This window comes from Bacillus sp. ILBB4 (genome assembly GCF_035064545.1).
Classification (GTDB): Bacteria; Bacillota; Bacilli; order Bacillales; family Bacillaceae_H; genus Priestia.
Genome location: NZ_JAIQVD010000002.1, coordinates 437473 through 462358 on the forward strand (window position 1 = coordinate 437473; position 24886 = coordinate 462358).

A 24886-nucleotide genomic window follows, 5' to 3' on the forward strand; every position below is an offset into this window, starting at 1 on the left:
ACACACCTTCTCTCCTACATGCTTGCTCACGTGAATAACAGATGATGAACGGTTCTAGTAAGAGGCTTAATTAGTGCCTCTAAAAAGTACAGAGGCGTAGGAACTTCTTTACGGAGTGTAATCGCTCCCCAAAAGAATAGACCCAAACCTATGAGACAAAGGTAGACGACTATTTCACGATAATAATTTTCCTTTCGGAAGTTGATCATTATTTTTTTAGTCAAATAAGCAAGCAGTACAAGTAAGGCGATAAATCCCTCCATTTTCTTTCTCCTTAATGCTTCATTTGCTTCATATATGAGTTATTTAACGTGCCTAAGCGACGGATTTGAACTTTTGCATCTAAATCGACGGTTAAATCCTCTGCGTAAATTCTGTTCCAGTCTCTTTTCATTTTGTACCATCTCTTTACATCTTGTCTGTAAAACACTTCGCCAAAACCAAAGATATCGCTTTTATAGGTTTTTTGAGCTTTTTCTACTGCATCATTCATTTTTTCTTTTACGTCGGCTGCTGTTTTTCGTTCGAGCATATTGATTACAGCTGGGTCCTGTAAATTTACTTGACACTCTACATCAGCTACGTTAGCTTCTCCTTTTAAATCAACGTGAATATGAGGTTTATGATTTTTCATAGTAGCTGTCACCTTGACATTCGTTCGAAGCATTTCTACTCCGATAATATCATGCTTTTTTTCTTTTTTTTCGCATGGAATAACAATCAACGTACTTTTTACATTTCCTGTAATATAGTTATATCCTTTACTTTCGTCTTCATTGAACCAGCCGATAAGCTTATCATTTTGAAAGACACCTAATCCTTTGAAATTGAGCAGTGTGGAAAGATTGGTGCGAGAAATGCTCGACATATCTCCTGCATTTTTTACATTGCCTTTCACCAATACCCCTGATAATACCGCCTGCTTTCCCTCGCTGGTTAAGTTGCTGATCAGTTCATTTAACTTTACTCCTCTAGTAGGTGCCCAAATACGCTGTGACACGTCTAATGAAGCAAACATATGGTTAGCTGGTATTTTTTCGATTGTTGTTAATACGTTCAGAACGCTCGATGCTTTCGTATTTTTAGCAACAACAACAAAATAATCGGTACGCACTTCATGATCCCGAGCAAAGAAATCAAGCACTTCAGCAATACCCTCTTCCGCCATGCTTTCGCTAATGACTAGCATTCGTAAATGAGAAAGATAAATTTTCCGCGGGGATTTCGTCGTTATTTTTCTTAGCCCTTCCATTACAGACGAAGCCTTAATAGAAAATGTGGTAACAGAAGGCCCGTTTGTAGGGGTTTTGGCCTGAATATCACCAGGGTTAATCAGCTGAACTGTAACAATGATGCCATCTTCTGCTTTATCAATTCCGACAGCAACCGTAATGGCTAGCTCATTCAACTCTCGACTGCTCCAGCAGCCGCTTAATAGCAATGAACAGATACATAACATTAGAAATGCTTTCATAGTAAACGGCCACCTTTACACAGTTTAGTTTTTTTGCGTCTTTTGACGTGAAATATTCTTCTCGTTAATCAGCTTTGGCCTTGTTTTCATTTTTTTGATCGAACGTCTAATCAGAACATCCTTTTGATCACGCTTCACAAATGGAGCCATAGGTGTCATATAAGGGACTCCAAATGACCTTAAGCTGCATAAATGTAAAATCATTAAAATTAACCCCAGGATAATACCGAACAAGCCAAAAGTAGCTGCTAAAACCATTAAAATAAAGCGCAGCATCCTTACTGCAATAGCCATATCATACACAGGTGACACAAAGTTACTAATAGCGGTGATGGATACAACGATAACCATTGCAGGTGAAACTAATCCCGCTTGTACGGCGGCTTCTCCTAAAACGAGTGCTCCCACAATCGAAATAGCTGAACCTACTGCTCGAGGCAATCGGACTCCCGCTTCTCGCAAAATTTCAAACGTGATTTCCATAATAAACGCTTCAATAATAGCAGGAAAAGGAACACCTTCCCTTTGAGCTGCAATACTAATTAACAAAGCAAAAGGAAGCATCTCTTGATGAAAAGTAGTTAAAGCAATATAAGCAGAAGGTGTTAAAAGGGCTAAGAAAAATGCCATGTAGCGCATTAAGCGAATCAATGTACTAATATCTGCGCGCTGGTAATAATCTTCGGCCGCTTGAAAAAATTGAATAAATAGGGCAGGAACCATTAATACAAAAGGTGTACCGTCTACTAAAATGGCTATTCGTCCCTCTAAAAGACCTGCTGCCACAGAGTCTGGACGCTCCGTGTTATGCATAGTAGGAAAAGGTGTATAATCTTCATCTTGAATCAACTCTTCGATATATCCGCTCTCCAAAATACCGTCTATATCAATTTTAGAAAGACGCTCCTTTACCTCTTGAATGACCTGTTCATCCGCAATGCCGTCTATATAAACGAGCGCAATATCCGTTTTTGTAAACTCTCCTATTTGCTGAGATTCAATCCAAAGTTTTGGAGATTTTATTCGGCGCCGAATCAATGCGGTATTCGTTCGCAGTGTTTCTGTAAAACTGTCTCGAGGCCCTCTTACAACGGTCTGAGATTGTGGTTCAGAAACAGCCCTGTCTCTCCACCCTCTTGTACTTGCCACAATACACGTTTGATACCCTTCTAAACACAGTACGGTATCTCCTGATAAAATATGAAGAAGAGCATCATCCAATGTCTTTGCTTCCATGATTTCACCCGCTGCCAAACTATAGCTTTTAATCAATTCGTACATATTAACGATGCCATCATCATGTGTTAAATGTTCATCGTGATAGTGCATAATGGAGTCCAGCGCATAGTGTTCAACTTCGTCTTTATTTACTAATCCGTCGATGTAAGCAACACCTAAAGTGAATTTTTCTTCAATCGAAATTCGAAACTCTCGCACAACTAAATCCGTGCTCTGTCCCAGTGCTTTTTTCATGCGGGATAAATTATCTCCCACCCTCTCCGATAATTTCTGCTCTTCCTGTGTAGAAGAAGCACTAGTTTCCTTAGAGTCCTTCGATTCATCAGCTTTTTCTTTCCGCTGCTTGGATTTATTCGTTAACTCAGATAGTTTTTTTATACGCATTGTTCATCCTCCACTACATTGAACGAAAAGAAACCGAATTTCTTCTTTTTAGTCTCTATAGTTTTTGTATGAAAAGGAAATTTATACTTGAAGCCATTTTAATAATCTTTATTTTTGACATCATTTGTGCATTTCTATAGGATAGTAATGGATAATTCTTTGTTATTATGAAGAATGTTTATGCGGAACATTGAAAGGAGTCTATACATGGCACAATCACTTAAAGGCAAAGTAGCTCTTATTACAGGAGCAGGAAAAGGTATCGGTCGTTCAACTGCGATTGAATTAGCAAAAGAAGGCGTAAATATCGGTTTAATTGCTCGTACAGAGTCAGATTTAAAGGCTGTTGCTTCTGAACTAGAAGCATTTGATGTACAAGTTGCTTATGCAACAGCAGATGTTTCTTCTATGGAAGAAGTAAACGCAGCAGTTGAGCATCTACATACAAAATTAGGGGCAACGGATATCTTAATCAACAATGCAGGAATCGGTAAATTCGGAAGCTTTTTAGAGCTAGACCCAGATGAGTGGAAACAAATCATTGATGTGAATTTAATGGGCGTTTACTACGTAACGCGCGCCGTTCTACCTCAATTAATCGAAAAAAATGGTGGAGACATCATCAATATTTCATCCACTGCTGGTCAAAAAGGCGCTCCCGTTACAAGTGCTTACAGCGCTTCAAAATTTGGCGTGCTCGGCTTAACTGAATCTCTAGCGCTAGAAGTGCGCAAACACAATATTCGTGTAACAGCGCTAACACCAAGTACAGTAGCAACGGAATTAGCATATAAAGAAAACTTAACGGATGGCAATCCTGATAAAGTGATGCAGCCTGAAGACCTAGCAGAAATTATGGTAGCACAATTAAAACTGCATCCGCGTATTTTTATCAAATCTGCGGGCATGTGGTCCACAAATCCATAAACAAACATAGAAAAAGGAGAGCTTCAGCTCTCCTTTTTTGTGTCTTCCTTTATATGATGGTTACCTTATTTACGTTTAGGCGTGATTTCTTGTGATAGTTCTTCAAAAGATTTTACTTTTCCATGCGATGGGTTTTGTGATTGTTTTCGTACATTCCACTGACGCTCTTTTTGACTTTTAGACTGAGTCATTTTGCTTCATCCCCTTTTTATATGCTTACATGTAGTAGGATAAAACAAGGTGCTCTTTTCCATTCATCAAAACTGCTTCCAATTTCTTTACTGCTTAGCTAAATGTACTTTAAACCATTTATCAATTTCCGCGTTATATTGATCATAATAAGCAGTTAGCGGATGGTCTCCGTTTTTGTACAGTACGTATTTGTATTCTTTTCCCTGCTCATCTAGTTGTTTCACAAGCTTTTCAGCCTGAGTGTGGTGAACTTTACGATCATGATCACCCTGTAAAATTAAAAGAGGTGAATTTACTTTATCGCTCCAATAGACAACAGAACGACTTTTATACCTCTCTGGATACTGCGCCGGATCTCCTACAATTGTCCGCAGCACTTGTTTCATTTCAGGCCCTCTTTGATCATAGAATTGAAACATGTCGGTAATACCTGATTGTACGACAACTGCATCAAATTTAACGCCGTTTTTCATCGTTAAATACGTCATCATGCCGCCGCGTGAATATCCTAGCGCTACCTTTTGCTGGTGATTTACATAAGGAAGCTGTTCTCCCCATTTAATAAGATTTAATACGTCGTCAATATCTTTACCGCCGTACGTCTCTGTTCCTTCACTTCCGCCATTTCCCCTGTATTGAGTCGCAACAACGACGTAGCCTTTACTTGCCCAGTATGACAAATACTGAAGTGTTTTTGCGCGAATCATGCCATGTTCGCGATTTCCTCCGCGATTATATACTAAAAGCGGATAATGTTTGTCTGCAATGTCTTTAGGCTGTACTAAAAAACCTTTTATCTTTAAATTATCACTAGGATACGTAATGCTATATACATCTACTTTATTTGAATAAGGCGATAATAAATTCAATTTTTCTTTATTTACATCATCACTTTCAGCTCGGTTGAAAACCGCTGTCACACCGAGCACAGCTACAGTGATTAATGCAATGATGCCCCATTTTTTCAACAGAAACCCTCTCCTCAATAAATATCTTTTCTCTTTTATAATGAGTGTTTTCATTTTGCTTTACCCTTCTTAAATGTTTGCTAAAAAGGGCATTCATCCCATCGCCAATACAGCTTATTTATCATACCGCAAAACCCAAATTTCTTCATCTGTAAAGAAATAAGAATTCATACAAATAAATTAACAAGAAAGACGTATAGTAAATTGTATTATTAAATTATAGATTTGAAAAGTGGAATGATACTTTTTTTGTCGTTTTTTACCTGTCCTTTTTCAAAAAGAAAAAAGCCCAGTTAAGACTGAGCTTTTTTCTTGGCAATACCAATGCCTGTATATGCTAAAATAACTGAAAAGATCGGACAGAGAATGCTAAAGAATGTAAATGGAATATAGTCAGCCGCGGGAATATTTAATGCAGTTGAAATAAAAGCGCCGCTGACACCCCACGGAATAATAGCATTAATAACCGTTCCACCGTCTTCAAGCGTTCGTGATAAGTTTTTCGGGTCTAAGTTCCACTTTTCATACAGTGGCTTAAACGTCTGCCCAGGCAGAAGAATCGATAAATACTGTTCGCCTGTAATAACGTTCACTCCAATTGAAGATAGAAGCGTAGCAAAAATAACGTCTCCGCTGCGGCGGATTTGTTTTGCTAATCCTTCTAATAAAGCATCAATAATTCCAACCGCTCTCATCAAGCCACCTAGCGACAAGGCAATCATGATAAGAGAAATAGAAAACATCATGGACTGTAATCCGCCTTTGTTTACAATCGCATCGACTACTTTATTTCCTGACCCTACTGCCGGCCCGCTTTGAAGAACGCCTAGCAATTGACTCAGCGTAAATTCATGCTGTGTAATCATTCCTGTAATAATGGCCGTGACAATCCCTAAAACTAACGTTGGCAATACATCGACTCTTCTCATGGAAAAAATAAGAACTAAAAGTGGAGAAAGCAACGTTAACACGTGTAAATTAAACGTATGCTTTAATGCGTCTTGAATTCCTTGGATTTCCCCGTAATTGACGCTTTCATGATTTCCGTTCATCCCAATGACCAATGCAATAATTGCGGTAATAACAATACTTGGAACCGTCGTCCACGTAATGTGCTGAATATGTTTAGGAAGCGGCACTTCAACGATACCAGAAGCAAAATTTGTTGTATCAGACAAGGGAGACATCTTATCTCCAAACACAGCTCCTGAAACAATCATCCCCGCTGCTAGCCCTGGGTGTACACCAATAGCAGTTCCTACACCAAATAAAGCGACCCCTACCGTACTGACGGTTGTTAATGAACTTCCCGTGAATGTTGAAACTAATACGGTAATAACCAAAGCACTAATTAAAAAGTACTGCGGTGAAATCCAGTGGAAGCCGTAGGATAAAATCGTCGGTATCGTTCCTCCTACCATCCAAATCGCAATAAGCATCCCGATCAGCATTAAAATAAGGATAGGCTTAATGCCCAGTCTAACACCGTCTAAAATCCCTTTCTCCATTTCTGTCCACTTATATTTCAACAAAAAGCCAATCACACTAATAAATGCTACACCAAATATCAGCGGAATATGAGGCGGCAGCTTTAACGTAAATAATGAAACAAAAATAATAGCTAATAGCACCAAAACCACCGCTATTGATTGTATAAATGAAATTTCTTTTTTCATGAGGTATTCCCTTTCTATCTTTCTTTTCCACTTAAACGCTTTTATGCTTTTACGCAGTTAAGTGCAAACCTTCTTGAGTATAATTTTTATCCTTCTTGCTGTCAATAACTTATTTTATCCAACGGTAAGCTCTGCACTCATTTTGTCCACTTTTCTTCTTATTAATATTTGTTCTCTATCTAAGCAAATTATTGTACAAAATGCTTCTAATGTTTTTACATATATAAAACGGGTACACACAAAACACACGTTTTTTTAATGTACTACCTTTTGTACATAAGAGAGGAACTTCCCTCAAAAATTTTTTTAAGCAAAAGACTTGAAAGTCAAAAAAGGTCAAAGTATAATGAGAATACGAAAGGTCAATAAAGGTCAAATGCCTGCTGATCTTCGATTAAAATCATTTAGGGAGGCTAATTAAATGATTTGTCAAAACTGTAATAAACGTGAAGCATCTATTCAATTAAATGTACAAACAAATAATCAAAAATCTCAATATCGTTTATGTCATACATGTTATCAAGCACTAATGAACGAACATAAAATCCCATCAGGTTTTGGAGGTGGCGGCTTTATGAACATCGATGATTTATTCAAGCAAATGTCACAAGAACAAGCTGCACCGGAACAGCCGCAGCAAGGAAATGGCGGCAGCGGATTTTTAGACCAGTTCGGTCGAAACTTAACTCAAATTGCGAAAACGGGATTGATTGACCCTGTTATTGGCCGCGAAGAAGAAGTAGAGCGCGTCATTGAAATTTTAAATAGACGAAACAAAAACAACCCTGTACTAATCGGAGAACCCGGTGTTGGTAAAACGGCTGTAGTCGAAGGGTTAGCTTTAAAAATCGCGGAAGGAAAAGTTCCTGCCAAGCTGTTAAATAAAGATGTATATCTATTAGATGTAGCATCTCTCGTAGCTAATACGGGCGTGCGCGGTCAATTTGAAGAGCGCATGAAGCAGTTAATTTCTGAGCTTCAACAGCGAAAAAACGTGATTTTATTTATCGATGAAATTCACCTTCTTGTAGGAGCTGGTTCAGCGGAAGGTTCAATGGACGCAAGCAATATTTTAAAACCAGCTCTTGCACGAGGCGAACTTCAAGTAGTCGGAGCTACAACTTTAAAAGAGTACCGTTCCATTGAAAAAGATGCGGCTCTTGAACGACGCTTCCAGCCGGTTATGGTTCACGAACCGTCTGTAGAAGAAGCCGTTGAAATTCTAAAAGGAATTCAAAGTAAATATGAAGATTATCACGGCGTTAGCTATACAGATGAAGCGATCCGCGCTTGTGTAAATTTATCACACCGCTACATTCAAGATCGCTTCTTGCCTGATAAAGCAATTGACTTGCTAGATGAAGCAGGCTCAAAAATGAATTTACAGGCAGGCATTACAAATAAAGACGACGCGGCCGCTCGCTTAAAAGAAATTACAAAAGAAAAAGAGCAGGCGTTAAAGAATGAAAAATATGAAGTAGCGGCAAAACTGCGCGATGAAGAAGCTGCTCTTGAAAAACAATTGAACGAAGAACAGCAAAAAATGAATGTGGATATTGCTGACATTCAAGCAATTATTGAAAAGAAAACGGGTATCCCTGTTGGTAAACTTCAAGAAAATGAATCAGCAAAAATGAAGCATTTAGCAGAGCACTTAGCTCAAAAAGTAATCGGACAGCAGGAAGCTGTAGAAAAAGTAGCAAAAGCGATTCGACGTTCTCGCGCTGGATTAAAAGCGAAGCATCGCCCAATTGGTTCATTCTTATTTGTCGGTCCAACAGGTGTCGGTAAAACAGAGTTAACCAAAACATTAGCTGAAGAACTATTTGGCTCAAAAGATGCTATGGTTCGTCTAGATATGAGTGAATACATGGAAAAACACGCGGTGTCTAAATTAATTGGTTCACCTCCTGGCTACGTAGGTCACGAAGAGGCAGGACAATTAACAGAGAAAGTACGTCGTAATCCTTATTCCATCATCTTACTAGATGAAATTGAAAAAGCTCATCCAGACGTTCAGCATATGTTTCTGCAAATTCTAGAAGACGGACGTCTAACAGATAGTCAAGGTCGCACAGTAAGCTTTAAAGACACAGTTATCATTATGACAAGTAACGCTGGTGTAGGTGAAAAGAAAATTACGGTTGGATTTGACGCAAAAAATGACGCACTTAAACAGGCATCCGTTTTAGATTCACTTTCATCTTATTTCAAACCAGAGTTTTTAAATCGATTTGATACAATCATTGAATTTAATCACCTTGAAAAAGATAACTTGATTAAAATCGTTGACCTTATGCTTGCTGAATTAAAAGAAACATTACAAGAACAAAACATCACGCTGAGCGTAGCAGCTGAGGTAAAAGAAAAACTGGCTGAACTTGGCTATCACCCTGCATTCGGTGCTAGACCGCTCCGCCGAGCAATTCAAGAACAGCTTGAAGATCGAATTACAGACTTACTGTTAGATGACGCAGACGTATCTACAGTGAACGTAACGTTAAATGAAGCAAGCGAAATCACCGTGCAAAACTAATAGAAAAAGCGACTCTACTTGAGTCGCTTTTTTTTATAGAAATACTTACGTTTATTTACTTTCATCTGTTTTTTCGTCAGCACTATCCGTTGATTCTTCTTGATCATCAGCTGCTTCATCCCCAGATGAATCATCTGCTTCGTCTTGCTTCATTGTTTCCTGTGAATCATCTGTAGTTGTATCCTCCGCTTGAGTATCATCCGACTGTTCTGTTTGCTGTTCTGTGGCATCTTTTTCATCCGTTTGTGAGTTGCATGCTGTGATTAACATAATTGCTAGAAGTGATCCAAATAACTTGACTAATAAACTTTTGTTCATTTTACCGTCTCCTTTCGAATCATCTGAGCCTCTATGTAGTTACCATTCATATGGCTCTACTGGCAGTATAGCCTATCCAATTAGAAAAAAGTTCACTTTTACAAGGTTATCACAAAAGCTTTACATCCCCTTCATTTCGTCCATATTCCCCTCATATTTCCTTAATAGTTTATGACCAGCTACATTCTAGATCTATCTTCCTTGGTCTAAGTGCTCAATTCGGCTATTCACACAGTTGTAACTATGCTAATATGAGTGATATATTACTATATCGTGCAACTAGCTGACTATAAAGTTATTCTCCTATAAAATTATTCACCATTTAAGAAAGGGATTTTTTATGGAATCACACAACCTCATAAAAAAACGGAATTTTATTCTTTTACTTATTTTTTGGCTGCTATATTTTGTCCACATTGTGTTATACCACTTCATTGCAGCTGATCCTCATTTGATTGTTTTTATAAGCGGAGGAAGTTTATTATTGGTAGTGACGGCTATGTATTACTTTCGTTTTCATCCTACCATCATTATGTATTCTTTTTTCATATGCTATTATGCCTATATTGCGTACATGACATCTATTGAACCTGCTGTTATTAATTATTTATTTTTGTTTCTTGGAATTATTGTTAGCTTTATTTATTATAGCTATATCGCTATTGTAATTTCCACATTGATGTCTATTGTGATTGTTTTGTACTTTTATGTAAGCAACACTCTTTTTACATCTGTGACCTTCGTAAAATTAGATATTGTTTATTTTATTTTGTTTACGCTGATCACAATGATTATTTTGTTGTACTGTGCTCATTTCTCTAAAAAGCTGATTGCTATTACCACGATCAAAATGAACAAAACCGAAGATGAACTGTACTCAGCTCAAGAGTATTTACAATCTTTTTTTACATACAATCGCGACGCCATTGCCGTGTTCAGCCTAGATGGCAAAGTGATTAAAGTAAACGATGCTTTTGAGCAAATATACGGATGGAAAGCAGAAGAAATTGTCGGAAAAGCCATTCCATTTATTCCTGCTGGCTCAAAAGGCGGCGCTGAAAGCCGATTGGAAAGGGTTAAAACAGGAGAAAAGCTGGTAGCCTTTGAAACCCAAGATAAGCGAAAAGACGGAAAAATAATTGATGTAGAAATCACTGTTTCACCTATTTTTAATCGTGATAAACAGGTCGTTGCGCTTTTTGGTATTTCACGGGACCTTACCGAAGAAAAGGAAACAGAAAAATTTCTTCGCCACACGGATAAGTTATCTTTAGCCGGCGAAATGGCAGCGGGAATCGCTCATGAAATTCGAAACCCGCTTACTTCTCTGAATGGATTTATTCAGCTTATTCATGAAGACAGCAGCCGCTATCATTCTTATACAACCATCATGCTGAGCGAACTGAATCGTATTAACTCAATCGTTGGAGAATTTTTATTGCTCGCTAAACCTCATGATACGGTTATGAAAAAGCAGGCATTCTCTACTATTTTAAATGACGTTATTCTTCTGTATGAATCAGAATGTATATTAAAAAATGTCGTAGTTAAAACGCAGGTGGAAGCCCCGCATACATACATCTGCTGTGATGCAAATCAAATTAAGCAAGTACTCATTAATTTATTAAAAAATGCGCTCGAAGCTATGCCTAGCGGAGGAGAAATCCATTTAAACGTTACTCAGCATACTAAAGATCTTACTATTTTCATTAAAGATACAGGAGTCGGCATTCCTTCACATTTGCTTACGCACATTCAAAAGCCTTTTTTTACCACGAAGCCCTCAGGTACCGGTCTTGGACTTGTTGTGATTAAAAACATTTTGTATCAGCATAAAGGAACATTTGAGATTAAAAGCACTGTTGGCAAAGGAACCAGCGTTACCCTTACGATTCCTCTATGGAAAGAAGGAACATGTCAATAAAAAAAGCCGCAAACGCGGCTTTTTTTATAGCTTTTTATCATCAATACTATTTAAATAGTTTTCAATTTCATCTACTACAGACTGCACGCAGCCCTCTTCGAATGGAGAGATCAAATTCGCTTCCTCTACTAATTCTAAAAACGGCTTACTTCCGCCAAGCTTACACAAATGAACGTAATCTTGCCATGCTTGTTCGTGATTTTCTCGATCTTTTTTCCAAAATTGAAATGCACAAATTTGAGCGAGCGTGTAATCAATATAATAAAACGGAGACGTGTAAATATGAAGCTGGCGCTGCCAGAAGCCCCCGCTTTCTAGATAGTGATGGCCGTCATAGTTTTTAGAAGGCATATATTTCTTTTCGATTTCTCGCCACGTTTGTTTTCGTTCCGAAGGCGTCATCTCAGGGCGTTCGTATACAGCATGCTGAAATTCATCTACCGCTACCCCGTAAGGCAAGAAAGTTAAGCCTGAGCTTAAATGAGAAAACTGGTATTTATCTTTGTCTTCTTTAAAGAACAACTCCATCCAAGGCCATGTAAAATACTCCATGCTCATCGAATGAATTTCAGCTCCTTCATGCGTAGGCCAGTGATACTCATTGGTTTCCATATCTCGGCTGGAATACACTTGAAAAGCATGCCCTGCTTCATGCGTTAACACATCAATATCGCCTGATGTTCCATTAAAATTTGAAAAAATAAACGGCGCTTTGTATTCTTCAATAAACGTACAGTAGCCTCCGCCTGCTTTGCCTTTTTTAGCGACTAAATCCATCAAATTATTTTCAAGCATAAATGAAAAAAATTCGTCCGTCTCTTTAGAAAGCTCCTTATACATTACCCGTCCATTTTCAATAATCCACTTTTCATCACCTTTTGGCACTGCGTTTCCTGTTTCAAACTGAAACGGTTCATCATAATAAGTTAAGCTCTCTACTTGAATTCTTTCCTGCTGACGCTTTTTTAGTTTTTCAGTAAGGGGAACAATATACTCTTTTACTTGTTTGCGAAAAGCGGCAACCATTTCAGCATCGTAGCCTATTCTAGACATACGAGCATAGCCCACTTCTACGAAATTTTTATAGCCTAATTTTTCAGCAAGCTTGGTCCGCACTTTTACAAGCTTGTCGTAAATATCATCAAATTCCTCTTGGTGATCGGTGAAAAATTGAAACTTCGCTTCTGCTGCTTTTTTTCTCATTTCTCGATCAGTTGACTCCATAAACGGATCGAGCTGAGCTAACGTTCTTTCTTCTCCTTCAAATAAAATTTTGGCTGACGCCACTAGTTTCGTATATTGAGACGATAGCTTATTTTCTTCCTGCAGCTCTTTTACTATTTCAGGAGAGAACGTTTTTAACTGCATTTCAGCAAGAGAAAACAGCTGCTTGCCCCACTTTTCTTCTAGTTTCTCTTTAAAAGGCGAAGAGATTAACGCTTTGTAAAATTTCTCTACATATCCTTCTAAAAGCGGCTGTGTTTCATCAAAATAGTCTTGTTCTTCTTTATAAAATTCATTCGCTGTGTCGATAGAATGACGAATATAGCAGATGTTCCCCATTGTGCTGTACTGAGAATACGCATCGTTTGCTAGACGAATTGCCTCGTTTTGCTGACTGACTGACGCTGCTTCCGTAAAATGTGTAATGGCCTCTTCAAACTGCTTTTCAATTTCATTCATATCAGGTCGCGTATATGTATAATTCTCAAATTTCATCATTTGTTCCCCTTCCTCTATTGTCTGTATGTAACCTAATTCGTTTTTATCCAGCTGTATTCCTGTTAATTTCAATTTTTTGTAACTTTTATTTTTTATGTCGATTGGTTATGAAAGAAGTCATAGAAAAAACTCGTTTGTTCAACAGAAACAAACGAGCTTTCCTTAGTTAATTAGTCGATTCCGGTAAAAATTCATCTGCATAGTGCCCCAGTTTCTTAAGCATCGAAATAGCAACTTCCTTTTCTTCGCTAGATAAAACGGATAGAATATCATGAATTCTTTTTTCATGACTCGGAAACATACTTTCAATCATTTCCTTGCCTTGCGGAGTGATCGCTGCGTAGGTTACGCGGCGATCGTTCGGACAAGCAACGCGCTCTAAGAAGCCTTTTTTCTCAAGTTTGTCTACTACATAAGTAATACTGCCGCTTGCGAGTAGAATTTTTCCGCCAATTTGCTGCAGAGGCTGTTGACCTTTGTGATACAATAACTCTAGGACAGCAAATTCGGTTGGATTCATTCCATGCTGTTGAATAAATTTATGCACATGATCATTAATTGAACGATTGGCACGAGATAGTACAATAAATAATTTAAGAGATTGGTCTAACTCTTCTCTAGTTACATCATTCGTCATTTTAATCAGTTCCTTTAATATTATCTTGATATCAAGATAATACTAAAATTTCCCTTCAAAGTCAATCAAAGCAGGCTTATTTCATCGGTTATTCTCTCCGCTTGTACAATTTTTTTGATAAAAAATGTATATAAGTGGATTTATACATATGCTTTTAATACAATAAACATATGACCATTACATAAAAAGGTGAATGATTATGAAACCAACCCATTTATTATTTAATTCCGCGATTGGTTCACAAAAGCCTGAAACAATCGTTAACCGGCAAAATCCCTGTCCATTTTGTGACGTTGAATCTCTCACAGGCATCATTGAAAAACAAGGACCTATCATTTGGCTAAAGAATAAATTTCCTGTTCTGCAAGATGCTTATCAGACGGTTATTATTGAGACCGATGAATGTTCCTCGGAACTATCTGTTTATCCAAAAGAACATCTGTACACCTTGCTGAGCTTCGCTACTGAACGATGGATATCTATGATGAATAGCGGTGAATATGCTTCTGTTCTTTTCTTCAAAAACCATGGACCTATGTCCGGAGGATCGTTACGGCATCCTCATATGCAAATTATTGGTTTAAATGAGATGGATGTAAATGAAAATGTGAAGCTAGAGCAGTTTGAAGGAGTCACAATTGCCAAAAATGAACACGTCACATTTAATTTATCTGTAAAACCTAGAATGGGCTTTTTTGAATTTAACGTGATAACGGATAAGCTTGACAAAGAGCTGCACGCATTTGCAGATTATCTTCAAACGGCTGCTCACTATTTATTAAATCATTTTCATCGTAGCTGCACGAGCTACAACTTATTTTTTTATAATCTTAAAAACGGCAAAATTGCGGCGAAAATCATTCCTCGCTTTGCCACATCTCCTTTGTATGTAGGATATGGCATTCCTCAAGTTTCCAATAAGCTTGAGCACATTGCTAACCAAGTTCAGGAGCTGTACTTTACCTAAAAAGTTGAACCTTCACTGGTTCAACTTTTTTTGTAAGGTTATTGCATAAAGCTATTCATTTTTAAAATAGTCATGCTCATAGAAAACAAAAAAACATACACTAAAAGAACGATGTGAATTGAGGATAAAAAGAAGAATACGTAAAAGGAGACGGTTTATGACTGAGGTACTAATTGGAAGCATTCTTTCTGCACTATCGACTGGAGTAGGCGCTTTGCCTATTCTGTTTTTGAACCAAGAACTCACTCATCGGTGGAAAGATATACTTCTTGCGCTCACTGCAGGTATTATGACAGCTGCTTCTACTATGAGCTTGATTCCTGAATCTCTTCAAAGCGGCGGATTTTTTCCCTTAGCCATTGGCTTACTGCTTGGAGTTGTAACATTAACACTCTTGGAGCAGAATATTCCTCACATTGACCTTGAGCATTCTAAAACCGGCATTCAGTTTGACGAAAAAGCACTTTTAATTGTTTCCGCTATTACTTTGCATAACCTTCCTGAAGGACTGTCTGTTGGTGTTAGCTACGCTTCAAATGTTGAAAATACAGGGAACTTAATCGCCCTTGCAATCGGTCTTCAAAATGCACCTGAAGGACTGTTGGTCGCGCTATTTTTAGCTCAGCAAAATATCAATAAAATAAAAGCATTTTTAATTGCTACTCTTACAGGCTCCGTTGAGATTGTAACGTCTTTACTCGGGTTTTATTTAACTAATTTTGTTGATTCTCTCGTTTCATATGGATTAGCTTTTGCTGCTGGAGCCATGCTTTTTATTATTTATAAAGAGTTGATTCCAGAAAGTCACGGCGATGGAAACGAAAGATTTGCTACTTATTCGTTTATTTTTGGTATTTTGTTTATGATCTTTTTAATTAACATTTTTTAAAGGTGAAGAGAGGCCACGGGCAGCATAATTGTTTTACTGCCCGATCCCGAATGCTTGTCCTGCATTACAGCTTTGAAAAAGATAAAAAGCGGCTAATCAGTGTGGCAAACGATGTCTTTTCTTCCTCTTCTTTTAAACGCTGCTTTTGATAAACGAGTAAGAGCTGATCAAGCTCTTGACTACAGGTAACGGTTTCTTCATTAGTCAAACCTTTTTCTTCTCCGATCTGCACCATCTTTTGTCTTTTTTGGACGATTTCTACTAATAATCTCTCTGATTTCGTTCTATTTCTCACTCCAAACACAAAATCCTCTCCTATGACAAAAAAATTAGCTTATAACGCATTATTACAAATTCTACTAAATATGTAAATAGAGTCGCAATAATAGACATTTTTTTTGCAAAAAAATTATTTTGTCGGATTTTAAAAACGCTTACATTATTATAGGAATACCATTTATCTTTTTTTTACAACTTGTTTTTCGACAAAAGATGCTGCTTGTCGAATAGAAAAAAGATTGAGACATAACGAAATCAATACAATCTAAAAACGAACAAATGGGATACATGAGCTGAACCGTTTGTCTCGCAGGAGTTTTCGCCTTGCCCTCCAATCAACAGCTAAAAGCAGCTAAATATATGAAGCCTGCGTTCACCATCACCACAAAAAAATCCGAACGAAGTTGATTCTTAATCAAGAATCAATTTGTTCGGATCTTCATACTTTTGTCCCTGCATCTTTTTCTATTCAGCTTTCTGAGCAGCAATTTGTACAGCATCCCATACCGTAGCAAAAGGAGGAGCATACGAAAGATCTAGCATGGTTATTTCATCTGTTGTGAGGCGGCAAGTAATAGCTGTCGCAAATACATCGATTCGTTTTGCTACTCCTTCTTTACCAATCATTTGAACCCCCAAAATCTCTTTTGTTTCAGGATGATAAACAAGTTTTATTACAATCTTTTCAGCTCCTGGATAGTAAGACGCATGACTCGGAGCTTCGGCCGTGATGGCTTTGTATAAAAGAGAATTTTCTCTTGCTTCTCTTTCTGAAATGCCGGTTTTCCCAATTTCATAGTCCATCACTTTGACAATACTTGTACCTACAACACCCGAAAATTCTCTATTTTCTCCCCCTAATCGGTAACCAAGAACCCTTCCCTGCTTATTGGCAATGGTTCCAAGAGCAATATGAACATCTTTTTTTAATACGCGGTGATAGCTCGTTGCACAATCTCCTGCTGCGTAGATATGAGGCACGTTGGTTTCCAACTTCTCGTTTACTAAAATAGCTCCATTTTCAAGCATCCTTAGTCCGTTTCTTTCTAAGAATTGCGTATTCGGACGAACTCCTACATTTACAATCACTAAATCTGTTTGATACGTTTGACGGTTTGTTTGAACGTGAGTGACGGAACCATCTGAATGCAGCAATGCTTCCACTTCTTCTTCGAAATGAAATAAAATATCGTCATCTAACTGCTTTTGTAAATGTTCTGCCATTTCTTGATCTAAAATAGATAGAATCTGCTTTCCCTGTTCAATAACCCGTACTTCTTTTCCCAAAGCCTTCATTGCTTCAGCTACTTCCATTCCGACATATCCTCCGCCGATAATGGTGACTTTCTCTACGGAGTGAGCCTGTAGATATGCATAGATTCTTTCGCTGTCTTCTAATGACTTTAATGTGCATACATTCGGCATGTTATCACTCATAAAATTGGGTTTAACAGCCGTTGTTCCAGTTGCAATGATAAGTTCATCATATGTTATCTCTTTTTCCGTTTGCGTCTTTACATTTTGCACTACTATGTATTTTTTTGTATGATTTACTTCTTTAACTTCGTGAAAAAGATGGACGGAGATGTTTCGCTCTTCAAATTCTTGTTTCGTCCGAGCAATCAAATCGTCTTTTTCTTTTACAACACCTGACAGATAGTAAGGCATGCCGCATGCGCTGTAAGAGATATCTCCACCTTTTTCAAACACAAGGATTTCCACTTCTTCTTTTTCTTTCATCCGGCGAAGCTGTGAAGCTGCGCTCATTCCGGCGGCTACTCCTCCTATAATGACGACACGTTTCATCTATACTCCCTCTTTCTACATAAATAATAGGCTATACTATTGTTTTTCCTTATTCTTCCCGATTTCAAACGAAAAAAAACGGCTGTTCACACAGCCGTAGATGTTTGTTTCGAGCGGTAATACGTCAAAGCCAAGGCTCCTGCTAATACAGCTCCTTTAATAATGTCTTGCATATAATACGGAACATTTAGCATCGTTAACCCATTTAACAGCACACCAATTAAAATAGAGCCAATCAGCGTCCCGAATACATTTGGTTTCCCTGCTCCAAATACGGAAAAGCCAATGTATGTAGCAGCTACGGCATCCATTAAAAATGGGGAGCCGGCGTTCACTTCTCCTACTCCAATACGGGCAGCTAAAACGACTCCTCCAATTCCAGCAAGCAAACCTGAAAACATATAGGCATACATACGGTAACGGTTAACCGGTACACCCGAAAGTCTTGCAGCTTCTATGTTCCCTCCTGTTACGTAGAAAAAACGCCCAAACTTCGTATAGGAAAAAACGATATGAACAAGCAGCACCGTCAGCAGCATAATGATAACAGGAACAGGAATACCTAGAAAGTGACCTTGCCCTAGTGCAAGGAAAGATGGAATAAAAATTCCCGGAGCTCTGTCTCCGCTTGGTAAAGGCATATTGGTATAAATAGCTGAGCCTTTTGTATACGTTAATAAAATCCCCTGTACGATGAACATCATTGAAAGAGTAGCTAAAATATCAGGAATCTTTACTTTCACTACTAAAAAAGCATTTACTAACCCGATAAGAAGCGATGCAATAATCGGAACAATGATAGCGACTGCAATTTCTTGTCTGTGTAAAACAAGCATAGAGGCTGATAAAATAGTGGCTAATCCAGCCGTAGACCCTACAGATAAATCGAGTCCGTTGACGGTTAACGATATCGTTACACCAAGCGCGATTAAGGTAACAATGGAAATAGAGCGCAGGATATCACTAATGTTTTCTCCTGTTAAAAAGTTAGGTGTGGCAATGGAAAAAATAATCATAATAACAAAAATCATTAAGACTGTCCCATATTTATAAAAAAAGTCGAAAACGCTTATTTTTCTCTTTGGTTTCGCTACAGGTTCTGTTATGTACTCCGCACTCATCCTTTTACTCCTCCTGCTGTATAATAAAATAATTTTTCACTAGTTGCTTCTTCTTTGGATAATTCTTTCACGATTTTTCCGTTGTACATAACATAAATTCGATCCGCTACCCCTAGCAGCTCCTCGAATTCACAGGTTGCATAAACAACTCCTTTTTGCTGTGACACAAGATTTGTAATTAAATCAAATATCTCTCGCTTGGAGCCTACATCGACCCCTTTAGTTGGCTCATCGAACAACAGTACATCAGAGTCCGTAACAAGCCATTTTCCGATTGCTACTTTCTGCTGATTTCCACCGCTTAACGTTCCAACTGACTGCTCGATAGAATGAGACTTTACTCCAACTTGCCCAGTCGTTTTCTGCGCTTTTTCTTTGATCTTTCCTCGCTTTAGAAACGAATAATTTGTAAAGCGGGACAGACTTGGCAAAACTAAGTTATCCGCAATCGATTCATGAACAAAAATCCCTTCTTTTCTTCGTTCTTCAGGAACAAGAGAAAGACCTTGTGCAATATAATAATACGGCTGCTTATTCAACTTTAATTTCTTGCCTTTTAACTCAACACTGCCGCTGACATGTTGCTCCAATCCAAATAGACTTCGGCAAAGCTCGGTTTTCCCCGCTCCTACAAGCCCTGCAATACCGACTACTTCTCCTTCTTTTACATGAAAAGAGATATTAGAAAGCCGCCCTGGAAGAGATAATGCTTCTACGTGTAAAAGTTGGTTTCCAACTTCTACTGATTTTTTGACCCACTGCTTTACAGAAGCCGTTCCTAACATAAGTGTAATCACGTCTTCGATCGAGGTATGTGAAGTTTCTTTTGTGGCTACATAGCGTCCGTCTTTTAAAACCGTTAAGCGGTCACAAATATCTACCACTTCTTGAAGGCGATGTGAAATGTAAATAATACCTACTCCATTTTTCTTCAGCTCTCTCATCACAGAAAACAATTGTTTCGTCTCTTCCACACTAAGAGGTGCGGTTGGTTCATCCAAAATTAAATAGTCAACGTTCTGTACAATTGCACGTGCAATAAGCACCTGCTGCTTCTCTGATAGAGTTAAATCAACAACATTTTTTCTAACGGATAGAGAAGAACCAAGTAAAGCAAGAGCTTCTTCCGCTTTTTTATAGATAGATTTCCAGTTTACAAATGTCTTACTTTTCTCAGAAGCCTGCACATCTAGCACGATGTTTTCAGCTACTGATAGCGAAGGAATCAGCGCTACATCGACTTCTTGATGCACAATGCCAATGCCGTGGCGCTTAGCTTCTTTAGGAGAAGAAATGGAGATTTCACCTCCGTCTTTGTAGATCTTTCCTTCGTATTCGTCGTAAGCTCCGCACAATATTTTCATCAACGTACTTTTACCGGCACCATTGGCTCCCAATAAAGCATGAATTTCCTCTTTTTGAACAGTAAAATCAACTTTGTTCAGGGCTTGAAAAGAACCAAAGTTTTTTATAATGTTCTTCATTGAAAGCTCGTTCGTCATCTCTATCCCTCCACTTCTATTCTTTTTTACCCCATTCTTCTACGTACTGACTAAGCTGATCCATATTAATCGTTTGATTAGGCAAGTCTGTTTGTTTGACTAAAACCGGATCAAAGGAATAATAGCGAGGGATGTCTTGACCGGAAATCTTTTTAAGAAGCAAATCAACTTGCTTTTCTCCTACTGAAGCTGGATTTACAGCAGCTGACGCTTTCCACGGGCTGTTTTTTGCCTGCATCATTTGCAGATCTTCATCAGATAAGTCCACTCCGTATACTTTAATCTCATCTCGTCCTGCTTCTTTAATCGCTCTTGTGACTCCTTTGGCAAATTCGTCCCAAGGTGCCCAAACGGCCGCAATGTCTCCTTTATTTGGATACTGCTTCAACACAGCTGCCATTTTATTTTGTGTGTCTAATGAGGTATTGTCCGTTGCGCTTCCGAACGTGGCAATTTGTTTTACATCTGGATAGCGATTCATCATAATTTTATAAATGCTGTCGCGCTTTTCCATCGGCGCAAAGCCTCCAACAAACGCATATACAATGTTTCCTTTTCCGTTAATGTCCTGCATCATTTGTTTCAACCCCTGGAGCGCAAGCATATAGTCGTCTTGATCGATGGTTGTAACGCCTTCTACTTTTAATTCTACGTCTGTTGCAATAACGGGAATTCCTTTTGCAATCGCGCGCTTCACACCAGGTTCAAGAGTTTCAGCCCGGCCGTGGTCAATCATAATACCGTCAACATTTTGGTTAATAGCCGTGTCTAAATAAGCAGCCATTTTGGATTGATCATTGTTTGAATCAGAAACGGATAGCTGTACTCCCACTTTTTTAGCCGCTTTTGTCACACCTGTTATATATTGAGCAGCATGAGTGCCTGACGTAAATTCAGAAATAAGCGCAATTTTTGTATCTTTCGTAACCTTTTTTCCTTCTTGCTGTACAGGCTTAGCAGAAGCCGCTTGCTGCGCTGGAGCTGCCTGTGCTTTCTCGTTTAGACTTGGCTGTTCTTTCGTGCAGGCAGCCAGCGCAAAGACTAGAAGCACGAGCAAAGTAAGTGGCCACAGCATTTTTTTACTCTTTTTCATGGTGTTCCTCCCATTAAACTTATTATTCACATAAAAATAGTTAGTTTTATAATAATCCAAAGAATACCCCGCTTTTAGATGTAAAAGCGGGGTGATGATGACCTATGCTTTACAAGTAATTGTTATGCGTAAATAGGTACCCATCCTTCAGTTGTCACGAAAATTCGGACAGCGACTACTTTACGATCTTCCATTAGTGTAAAGTAATGAAGAATGTTTTCTGGTACTGAAATTAAATCGCCCGGCTCTAATTCAACATCAAAAAATTCGCCGTCTTTTCCTTGAATAACAAAAATTCCATGACCACTTACAATAAAGCGAACTTCGTCATCTGTATGAATATGCTTGCGCTGAAAGTTTTTTAACAATTCATCAATATTTGGTGTAGATTCCGATAGCGAGATAACATCTTGAGCTTTATAGCCGCGGCGTTCAGAAATATCTTTAATATCCTCACCAAAAGCGTTTAAAATTTCTGTTTTTTCTTCATTAGTTAAATCATATTTTTCACGAAGATTTTCTGGAAGTTTTGTAATATCCCAGTTTTCATAAATAACTTCATTATTTGCCAGAAAAGCTGATACTTCTTCTTGAGTTTCAATTCTTTTATTGTTTACATGTAAGCGAATTCGCGCCATTGTTGCTTCCTCCTTTTATAAATGCACTTTTGGCTTAAGGCCTTTAAGTGACAGTAGTTTAATATGGTAGCTAAATAAAAATTCATAGGCTTCTAGCGCTTTTTTTGTTTCAAATGCATTTTTCCCCCATACTGTAATTCCGTGGTTACGAATCAAAATCGCGCCTTGGTCGCCTTTTATATGGTGAGAAAACTCTTCTGCTAGTGTCGGAATATCTGCGTAATTCGGAATAATCGGAACAGTAATTTCCGCATCTTCTTCCCAAATGCCTAGCGCCTTAATAATTTCTTGACCTTTGAATGAAATAACGCCTTCATCTCCGTACAGTTCAGAGATCACGTTGTTGTCGATTGTATGTACATGAAGACTGCACCCAGCATTCGTTAAATCGTAAATCTTAACGTGCAAAAGCGTTTCAGCAGAAGGCTTTAAATGCGTGTCTTCTGCAGGCTTTCCGTATTGATCAACTAATAAAAAATCTTCATTTGTACGTTTTCTTTTGTCTTTTCCACTTGCTGATACAAAGAAAGTTGTCGGATTTTGATCCACTTTAATTGCTAAGTTTCCGCTTGTACCGAAGAACCAATCGCGCTCTGCCAGCTCATCTTTTATATCCGCAAGCTCATGCAATCTTTGCTGAGCCATGATACTCATGCTTTCACCTCTTCTGTTAATTCTTGTAAATGATGAATCACATCATAAAAAGTAGAAAAAGGACGATACGGTAGAGATAGCTCTTCACATTTTTTGATTAAAAAGTCACGTGCAATGACCGTATCAGCTAATTTGGCAGCCTGCAAATCCGTAATGGAATCGCCAATAACAACCGTATGATCTCTTTCATCTGCAAGATGGCGAATAATCGTTGGCTTACAGCAGCCGCAGTTATTTGTACACTGTTTATCACATGTATGAGGCCACGTAATGGAAATGCGCTCACCGGAAAAATCAGATCCGTTGCAGTAGAGCATTTCCTCTGCAACTCGATTTCCCAAAAGTGGTTTTACAAAAAAGTCAATTCCTCCGCTTACAATATAAAGCGGAATATGGTGCTCTTTTGTATAGGCAATAAAATCATCAAATCCATCTCGAATAGCAGACGTCTCTAAAATATAAGAAATAATATCTTCCTTTAATTCCACGGGGAGCAAGGCAAACATTTGCCCTACTCCTTCTTGAATGGAGACGCGCTGTGCCAACACGTCGTCTTTAATACTTTCCCACTCCGGGGGAGCAAATTGCTTCATAATAGCAATAATGTTATCGCTATTTGTGATTGTTCCATCAAAGTCACAAAAGATTTTTAACGATGTCATGCTTTCACCTCTACTATTCCCCATAGTTCTAAGGCTTTTTGCAACTCTTTTGATTCTTCCGCCTTTTCGGCTAGTGTTTGATGAGAGAGTACTGCATCTATCGCCGCACGGAATGCCTTTCCTCCTCCGATAGCTCCGTCTGGATGACCGTGAACTCCGCCTCCTGCATTAATAATGCTGTCGATTCCAAAGTCCTTCATAAGCTGCGGTACCATTCCAGGATGAATTCCTGCTGAAGGAACCGGGAAAGACTGCTTATATTTGTATACAGGACGCGTTAATTCGTAGGCAATGCCTGTCGTATCTTCAAGAGAAAGCGCTACGCTTCCGTATGGTGATGGAAACAGTGAAAAATCTGCTCCGGCTAAGCGCAATAGCTTTCCAAGCAGTAATGAATTTGAAAAACCGTAAAATTCTGATGGCGTAAGCGCTCCGCTAACAGCTGGGTGTGCCATAATCGGCAAGTTAATTTCATCATCTTCTCGAAGTTCCTGCAGTACGTCTAACCCGTAAGCAAATGCGTTGAATAAAAGAGCATCGGCTCCTAGCTCAGCTGCTTTTCTCGCTTTTTCTTTTAATTCAAACGTTCGTCCCGTTAAATTAACAGCATACAGCGTGCGGTGTCCCGTTTTTTCGTATACTTCATTCAGTACTTTTTTCCCTTCTGTAACACGAGCTTCAAAAGGTGTTCGTTCACTATCAAACAAAATCTCGTCGTCTTTAACCAAATCCACTCCGCCAAGCGCTTGCTCACGCAGCTGAGTTGTTAAGTACGTCATATCTCTTCCAATCACGCCTTTAAAAATACTCATCACAAGCGGACGGTCATAAACGCCTAATTTCTCTCGGATACCTTCTATTCCAAAGCGCGGTCCTGGGAATTCAGCTAATAATTCATCAGGAAAATCCAAGTCTAATAATTTCACTTTTCCATCAAGTGATAGTTTTCCGAAAACCGTAACTAAAATAGCCGGTAAATCTTTTGAAAAGTTGGCAGTTGGATAAGCAATTTTGACAATAGCCTGCTTAATTTCTCCGCCTAAATATCCGTTTACACGTTCGCACTCTTGAAGCTCAGTTACTGACACGACGCGCCCTTTATGCTTTTGAAGCTGCTGTTGATCTAAAAGCGGCAGATCTGTCCATGAGCCGACGGTTAGTCCTAAAGCGATTCCTTCCGCTTTTTTATGAAAATTCCCTTTATTATCATGTAGTAAGTAGCTTGCAACGATTTCGCTCATTATGCTAAAAACTCCCTTGCTGTTTAATATCGTTAAT

General features: G+C 38.5%; 23 protein-coding genes. 5 read left to right on the top strand and 18 right to left on the bottom strand.

Annotated features, from left to right (window positions below; genetic code table 11):
* Nucleotides 1–26: 26 nt before the first annotated feature.
* From LAV82_RS08500 to LAV82_RS08510, 3 genes are read right to left on the bottom strand one after another with little or no spacing between them, the layout of a single operon-like run.
* Nucleotides 27–263: a hypothetical protein gene (locus LAV82_RS08500; RefSeq protein WP_029325091.1), complete on the bottom strand. Its 237-nt coding sequence runs from the start codon at nucleotides 261–263 to the stop codon at nucleotides 27–29.
* A gap of 11 nt (nucleotides 264–274) precedes the next feature.
* On the bottom strand, nucleotides 275–1474 hold the full coding sequence (locus LAV82_RS08505) for a Ger(x)C family spore germination protein (RefSeq protein ID WP_499715875.1): 1200 nt from the start codon (nucleotides 1472–1474) through the stop codon (nucleotides 275–277).
* Between the two features lie 24 nt (nucleotides 1475–1498).
* Nucleotides 1499–3097, bottom strand: coding sequence for a spore germination protein (locus LAV82_RS08510; RefSeq protein ID WP_499715876.1), 1599 nt, complete (start codon nucleotides 3095–3097; stop codon nucleotides 1499–1501).
* Between the two features lie 207 nt (nucleotides 3098–3304).
* On the opposite strand from LAV82_RS08510, the gene LAV82_RS08515 reads away from it, so the two are divergent.
* The gene (locus LAV82_RS08515; protein WP_098278371.1) at nucleotides 3305–4024 is read left to right on the top strand and encodes a 3-ketoacyl-ACP reductase; all 720 of its coding nucleotides are present in this window, start codon (nucleotides 3305–3307) and stop codon (nucleotides 4022–4024) included.
* A 65-nt stretch (nucleotides 4025–4089) separates the two neighbouring features.
* On the opposite strand, the gene LAV82_RS08520 is transcribed toward LAV82_RS08515, so the two are convergent.
* The 3 genes from LAV82_RS08520 to nhaC all read right to left on the bottom strand — a co-directional run bounded on the left by LAV82_RS08520 (nucleotide 4090) and on the right by nhaC (nucleotide 6860).
* A complete protein-coding gene (locus tag LAV82_RS08520) occupies nucleotides 4090–4215 on the bottom strand; it encodes a DUF6254 family protein (RefSeq protein ID WP_013055976.1) in 126 nt (41 codons plus the stop codon).
* An 87-nt stretch (nucleotides 4216–4302) separates the two neighbouring features.
* A complete protein-coding gene (locus LAV82_RS08525; protein WP_013055975.1) occupies nucleotides 4303–5184 on the bottom strand; it encodes an alpha/beta hydrolase family protein in 882 nt (293 codons plus the stop codon).
* A 293-nt stretch (nucleotides 5185–5477) separates the two neighbouring features.
* The gene (nhaC, locus tag LAV82_RS08530; protein WP_499715879.1) at nucleotides 5478–6860 is read right to left on the bottom strand and encodes a Na+/H+ antiporter NhaC; all 1383 of its coding nucleotides are present in this window, start codon (nucleotides 6858–6860) and stop codon (nucleotides 5478–5480) included.
* A gap of 421 nt (nucleotides 6861–7281) precedes the next feature.
* Between nhaC and LAV82_RS08535 the strand changes: the two genes are divergently transcribed.
* A complete protein-coding gene (locus LAV82_RS08535; protein ID WP_013055973.1) occupies nucleotides 7282–9396 on the top strand; it encodes an ATP-dependent Clp protease ATP-binding subunit in 2115 nt (704 codons plus the stop codon).
* A 51-nt stretch (nucleotides 9397–9447) separates the two neighbouring features.
* Here LAV82_RS08535 and LAV82_RS08540 read toward each other — a convergent pair whose 3' ends face one another.
* Nucleotides 9448–9714, bottom strand: coding sequence for a hypothetical protein (locus LAV82_RS08540; protein ID WP_013055972.1), 267 nt, complete (start codon nucleotides 9712–9714; stop codon nucleotides 9448–9450).
* 340 nt (nucleotides 9715–10054) lie between these two features.
* On the opposite strand from LAV82_RS08540, the gene LAV82_RS08545 reads away from it, so the two are divergent.
* Nucleotides 10055–11638: a PAS domain S-box protein gene (locus LAV82_RS08545; RefSeq protein ID WP_499715880.1), complete on the top strand. Its 1584-nt coding sequence runs from the start codon at nucleotides 10055–10057 to the stop codon at nucleotides 11636–11638.
* A 24-nt stretch (nucleotides 11639–11662) separates the two neighbouring features.
* Here the strand turns inward: LAV82_RS08545 and LAV82_RS08550 are convergent, their stop codons facing one another.
* Both LAV82_RS08550 and LAV82_RS08555 read right to left on the bottom strand, forming a co-directional pair.
* Entirely contained in the window at nucleotides 11663–13357 is a 1695-nt protein-coding gene (locus LAV82_RS08550) for a M3 family oligoendopeptidase (protein ID WP_211078182.1), read from the bottom strand.
* A gap of 169 nt (nucleotides 13358–13526) precedes the next feature.
* Nucleotides 13527–13997, bottom strand: coding sequence for a MarR family winged helix-turn-helix transcriptional regulator (locus tag LAV82_RS08555; RefSeq protein WP_013055969.1), 471 nt, complete (start codon nucleotides 13995–13997; stop codon nucleotides 13527–13529).
* Nucleotides 13998–14196: 199 nt separating this feature from the next.
* On the opposite strand from LAV82_RS08555, the gene LAV82_RS08560 reads away from it, so the two are divergent.
* Both LAV82_RS08560 and LAV82_RS08565 read left to right on the top strand, forming a co-directional pair.
* Nucleotides 14197–14964 (top strand): DUF4931 domain-containing protein, encoded by a 768-nt coding sequence (locus LAV82_RS08560; protein ID WP_013055968.1) that lies wholly within the window; start codon nucleotides 14197–14199, stop codon nucleotides 14962–14964.
* A 157-nt stretch (nucleotides 14965–15121) separates the two neighbouring features.
* A complete protein-coding gene (locus LAV82_RS08565; RefSeq protein ID WP_029325085.1) occupies nucleotides 15122–15853 on the top strand; it encodes a ZIP family metal transporter in 732 nt (243 codons plus the stop codon).
* Nucleotides 15854–15917: 64 nt separating this feature from the next.
* On the opposite strand, the gene LAV82_RS08570 is transcribed toward LAV82_RS08565, so the two are convergent.
* From LAV82_RS08570 to mtnW, 9 genes are all read right to left on the bottom strand, one after another.
* The gene (locus LAV82_RS08570) at nucleotides 15918–16157 is read right to left on the bottom strand and encodes an aspartyl-phosphate phosphatase Spo0E family protein (protein WP_013055966.1); all 240 of its coding nucleotides are present in this window, start codon (nucleotides 16155–16157) and stop codon (nucleotides 15918–15920) included.
* A gap of 440 nt (nucleotides 16158–16597) precedes the next feature.
* Nucleotides 16598–17938: a CoA-disulfide reductase gene (locus LAV82_RS08575; protein WP_499715881.1), complete on the bottom strand. Its 1341-nt coding sequence runs from the start codon at nucleotides 17936–17938 to the stop codon at nucleotides 16598–16600.
* A gap of 86 nt (nucleotides 17939–18024) precedes the next feature.
* The gene (locus LAV82_RS08580) at nucleotides 18025–19059 is read right to left on the bottom strand and encodes an ABC transporter permease (RefSeq protein ID WP_063670934.1); all 1035 of its coding nucleotides are present in this window, start codon (nucleotides 19057–19059) and stop codon (nucleotides 18025–18027) included.
* Nucleotides 19056–20561 (bottom strand): sugar ABC transporter ATP-binding protein, encoded by a 1506-nt coding sequence (locus tag LAV82_RS08585; protein WP_499715882.1) that lies wholly within the window; start codon nucleotides 20559–20561, stop codon nucleotides 19056–19058. Before LAV82_RS08585 ends, LAV82_RS08580 begins: the two co-directional genes overlap by 4 nt.
* Before the next feature lie 16 nt (nucleotides 20562–20577).
* Nucleotides 20578–21654, bottom strand: a complete 1077-nt coding sequence (locus LAV82_RS08590) for a sugar ABC transporter substrate-binding protein (protein WP_499715883.1) — start codon at nucleotides 21652–21654, stop codon at nucleotides 20578–20580.
* Between the two features lie 122 nt (nucleotides 21655–21776).
* Nucleotides 21777–22292, bottom strand: a complete 516-nt coding sequence (locus LAV82_RS08595) for a 1,2-dihydroxy-3-keto-5-methylthiopentene dioxygenase (protein ID WP_499715885.1) — start codon at nucleotides 22290–22292, stop codon at nucleotides 21777–21779.
* A gap of 15 nt (nucleotides 22293–22307) precedes the next feature.
* Nucleotides 22308–22946 (bottom strand): methylthioribulose 1-phosphate dehydratase, encoded by a 639-nt coding sequence (locus LAV82_RS08600; RefSeq protein ID WP_013055960.1) that lies wholly within the window; start codon nucleotides 22944–22946, stop codon nucleotides 22308–22310.
* Nucleotides 22943–23608, bottom strand: a complete 666-nt coding sequence (locus LAV82_RS08605; protein WP_013055959.1) for a 2-hydroxy-3-keto-5-methylthiopentenyl-1-phosphate phosphatase — start codon at nucleotides 23606–23608, stop codon at nucleotides 22943–22945. The genes LAV82_RS08600 and LAV82_RS08605 overlap by 4 nt, the downstream gene beginning before the upstream one ends.
* A complete protein-coding gene (gene mtnW / locus LAV82_RS08610; RefSeq protein WP_499715887.1) occupies nucleotides 23605–24849 on the bottom strand; it encodes a 2,3-diketo-5-methylthiopentyl-1-phosphate enolase in 1245 nt (414 codons plus the stop codon). The genes LAV82_RS08605 and mtnW overlap by 4 nt, the downstream gene beginning before the upstream one ends.
* Between the last annotated feature and the right edge of the window lie 37 nt (nucleotides 24850–24886).

Coding starts and splice junctions, on each gene's coding strand:
- LAV82_RS08500 (WP_029325091.1), bottom strand. CDS start 263: ATGGAGGGATTTATCGCCTTACTTGTACTGCTTGCTTATTTGACTAAA.
- LAV82_RS08505 (WP_499715875.1), bottom strand. CDS start 1,474: ATGAAAGCATTTCTAATGTTATGTATCTGTTCATTGCTATTAAGCGGC.
- LAV82_RS08510 (WP_499715876.1), bottom strand. CDS start 3,097: ATGCGTATAAAAAAACTATCTGAGTTAACGAATAAATCCAAGCAGCGG.
- LAV82_RS08515 (WP_098278371.1), top strand. CDS start 3,305: ATGGCACAATCACTTAAAGGCAAAGTAGCTCTTATTACAGGAGCAGGA.
- LAV82_RS08520 (WP_013055976.1), bottom strand. CDS start 4,215: ATGACTCAGTCTAAAAGTCAAAAAGAGCGTCAGTGGAATGTACGAAAA.
- nhaC (WP_499715879.1), bottom strand. CDS start 6,860: ATGAAAAAAGAAATTTCATTTATACAATCAATAGCGGTGGTTTTGGTG.
- LAV82_RS08535 (WP_013055973.1), top strand. CDS start 7,282: ATGATTTGTCAAAACTGTAATAAACGTGAAGCATCTATTCAATTAAAT.
- LAV82_RS08540 (WP_013055972.1), bottom strand. CDS start 9,714: ATGAACAAAAGTTTATTAGTCAAGTTATTTGGATCACTTCTAGCAATT.
- LAV82_RS08545 (WP_499715880.1), top strand. CDS start 10,055: ATGGAATCACACAACCTCATAAAAAAACGGAATTTTATTCTTTTACTT.
- LAV82_RS08550 (WP_211078182.1), bottom strand. CDS start 13,357: ATGAAATTTGAGAATTATACATATACGCGACCTGATATGAATGAAATT.
- LAV82_RS08555 (WP_013055969.1), bottom strand. CDS start 13,997: ATGACGAATGATGTAACTAGAGAAGAGTTAGACCAATCTCTTAAATTA.
- LAV82_RS08560 (WP_013055968.1), top strand. CDS start 14,197: ATGAAACCAACCCATTTATTATTTAATTCCGCGATTGGTTCACAAAAG.
- LAV82_RS08565 (WP_029325085.1), top strand. CDS start 15,122: ATGACTGAGGTACTAATTGGAAGCATTCTTTCTGCACTATCGACTGGA.
- LAV82_RS08575 (WP_499715881.1), bottom strand. CDS start 17,938: ATGAAACGTGTCGTCATTATAGGAGGAGTAGCCGCCGGAATGAGCGCA.
- LAV82_RS08580 (WP_063670934.1), bottom strand. CDS start 19,059: ATGAGTGCGGAGTACATAACAGAACCTGTAGCGAAACCAAAGAGAAAA.
- LAV82_RS08585 (WP_499715882.1), bottom strand. CDS start 20,561: ATGACGAACGAGCTTTCAATGAAGAACATTATAAAAAACTTTGGTTCT.
- LAV82_RS08590 (WP_499715883.1), bottom strand. CDS start 21,654: ATGAAAAAGAGTAAAAAAATGCTGTGGCCACTTACTTTGCTCGTGCTT.
- LAV82_RS08595 (WP_499715885.1), bottom strand. CDS start 22,292: ATGGCGCGAATTCGCTTACATGTAAACAATAAAAGAATTGAAACTCAA.
- LAV82_RS08600 (WP_013055960.1), bottom strand. CDS start 22,946: ATGAGTATCATGGCTCAGCAAAGATTGCATGAGCTTGCGGATATAAAA.
- LAV82_RS08605 (WP_013055959.1), bottom strand. CDS start 23,608: ATGACATCGTTAAAAATCTTTTGTGACTTTGATGGAACAATCACAAAT.
- mtnW (WP_499715887.1), bottom strand. CDS start 24,849: ATGAGCGAAATCGTTGCAAGCTACTTACTACATGATAATAAAGGGAAT.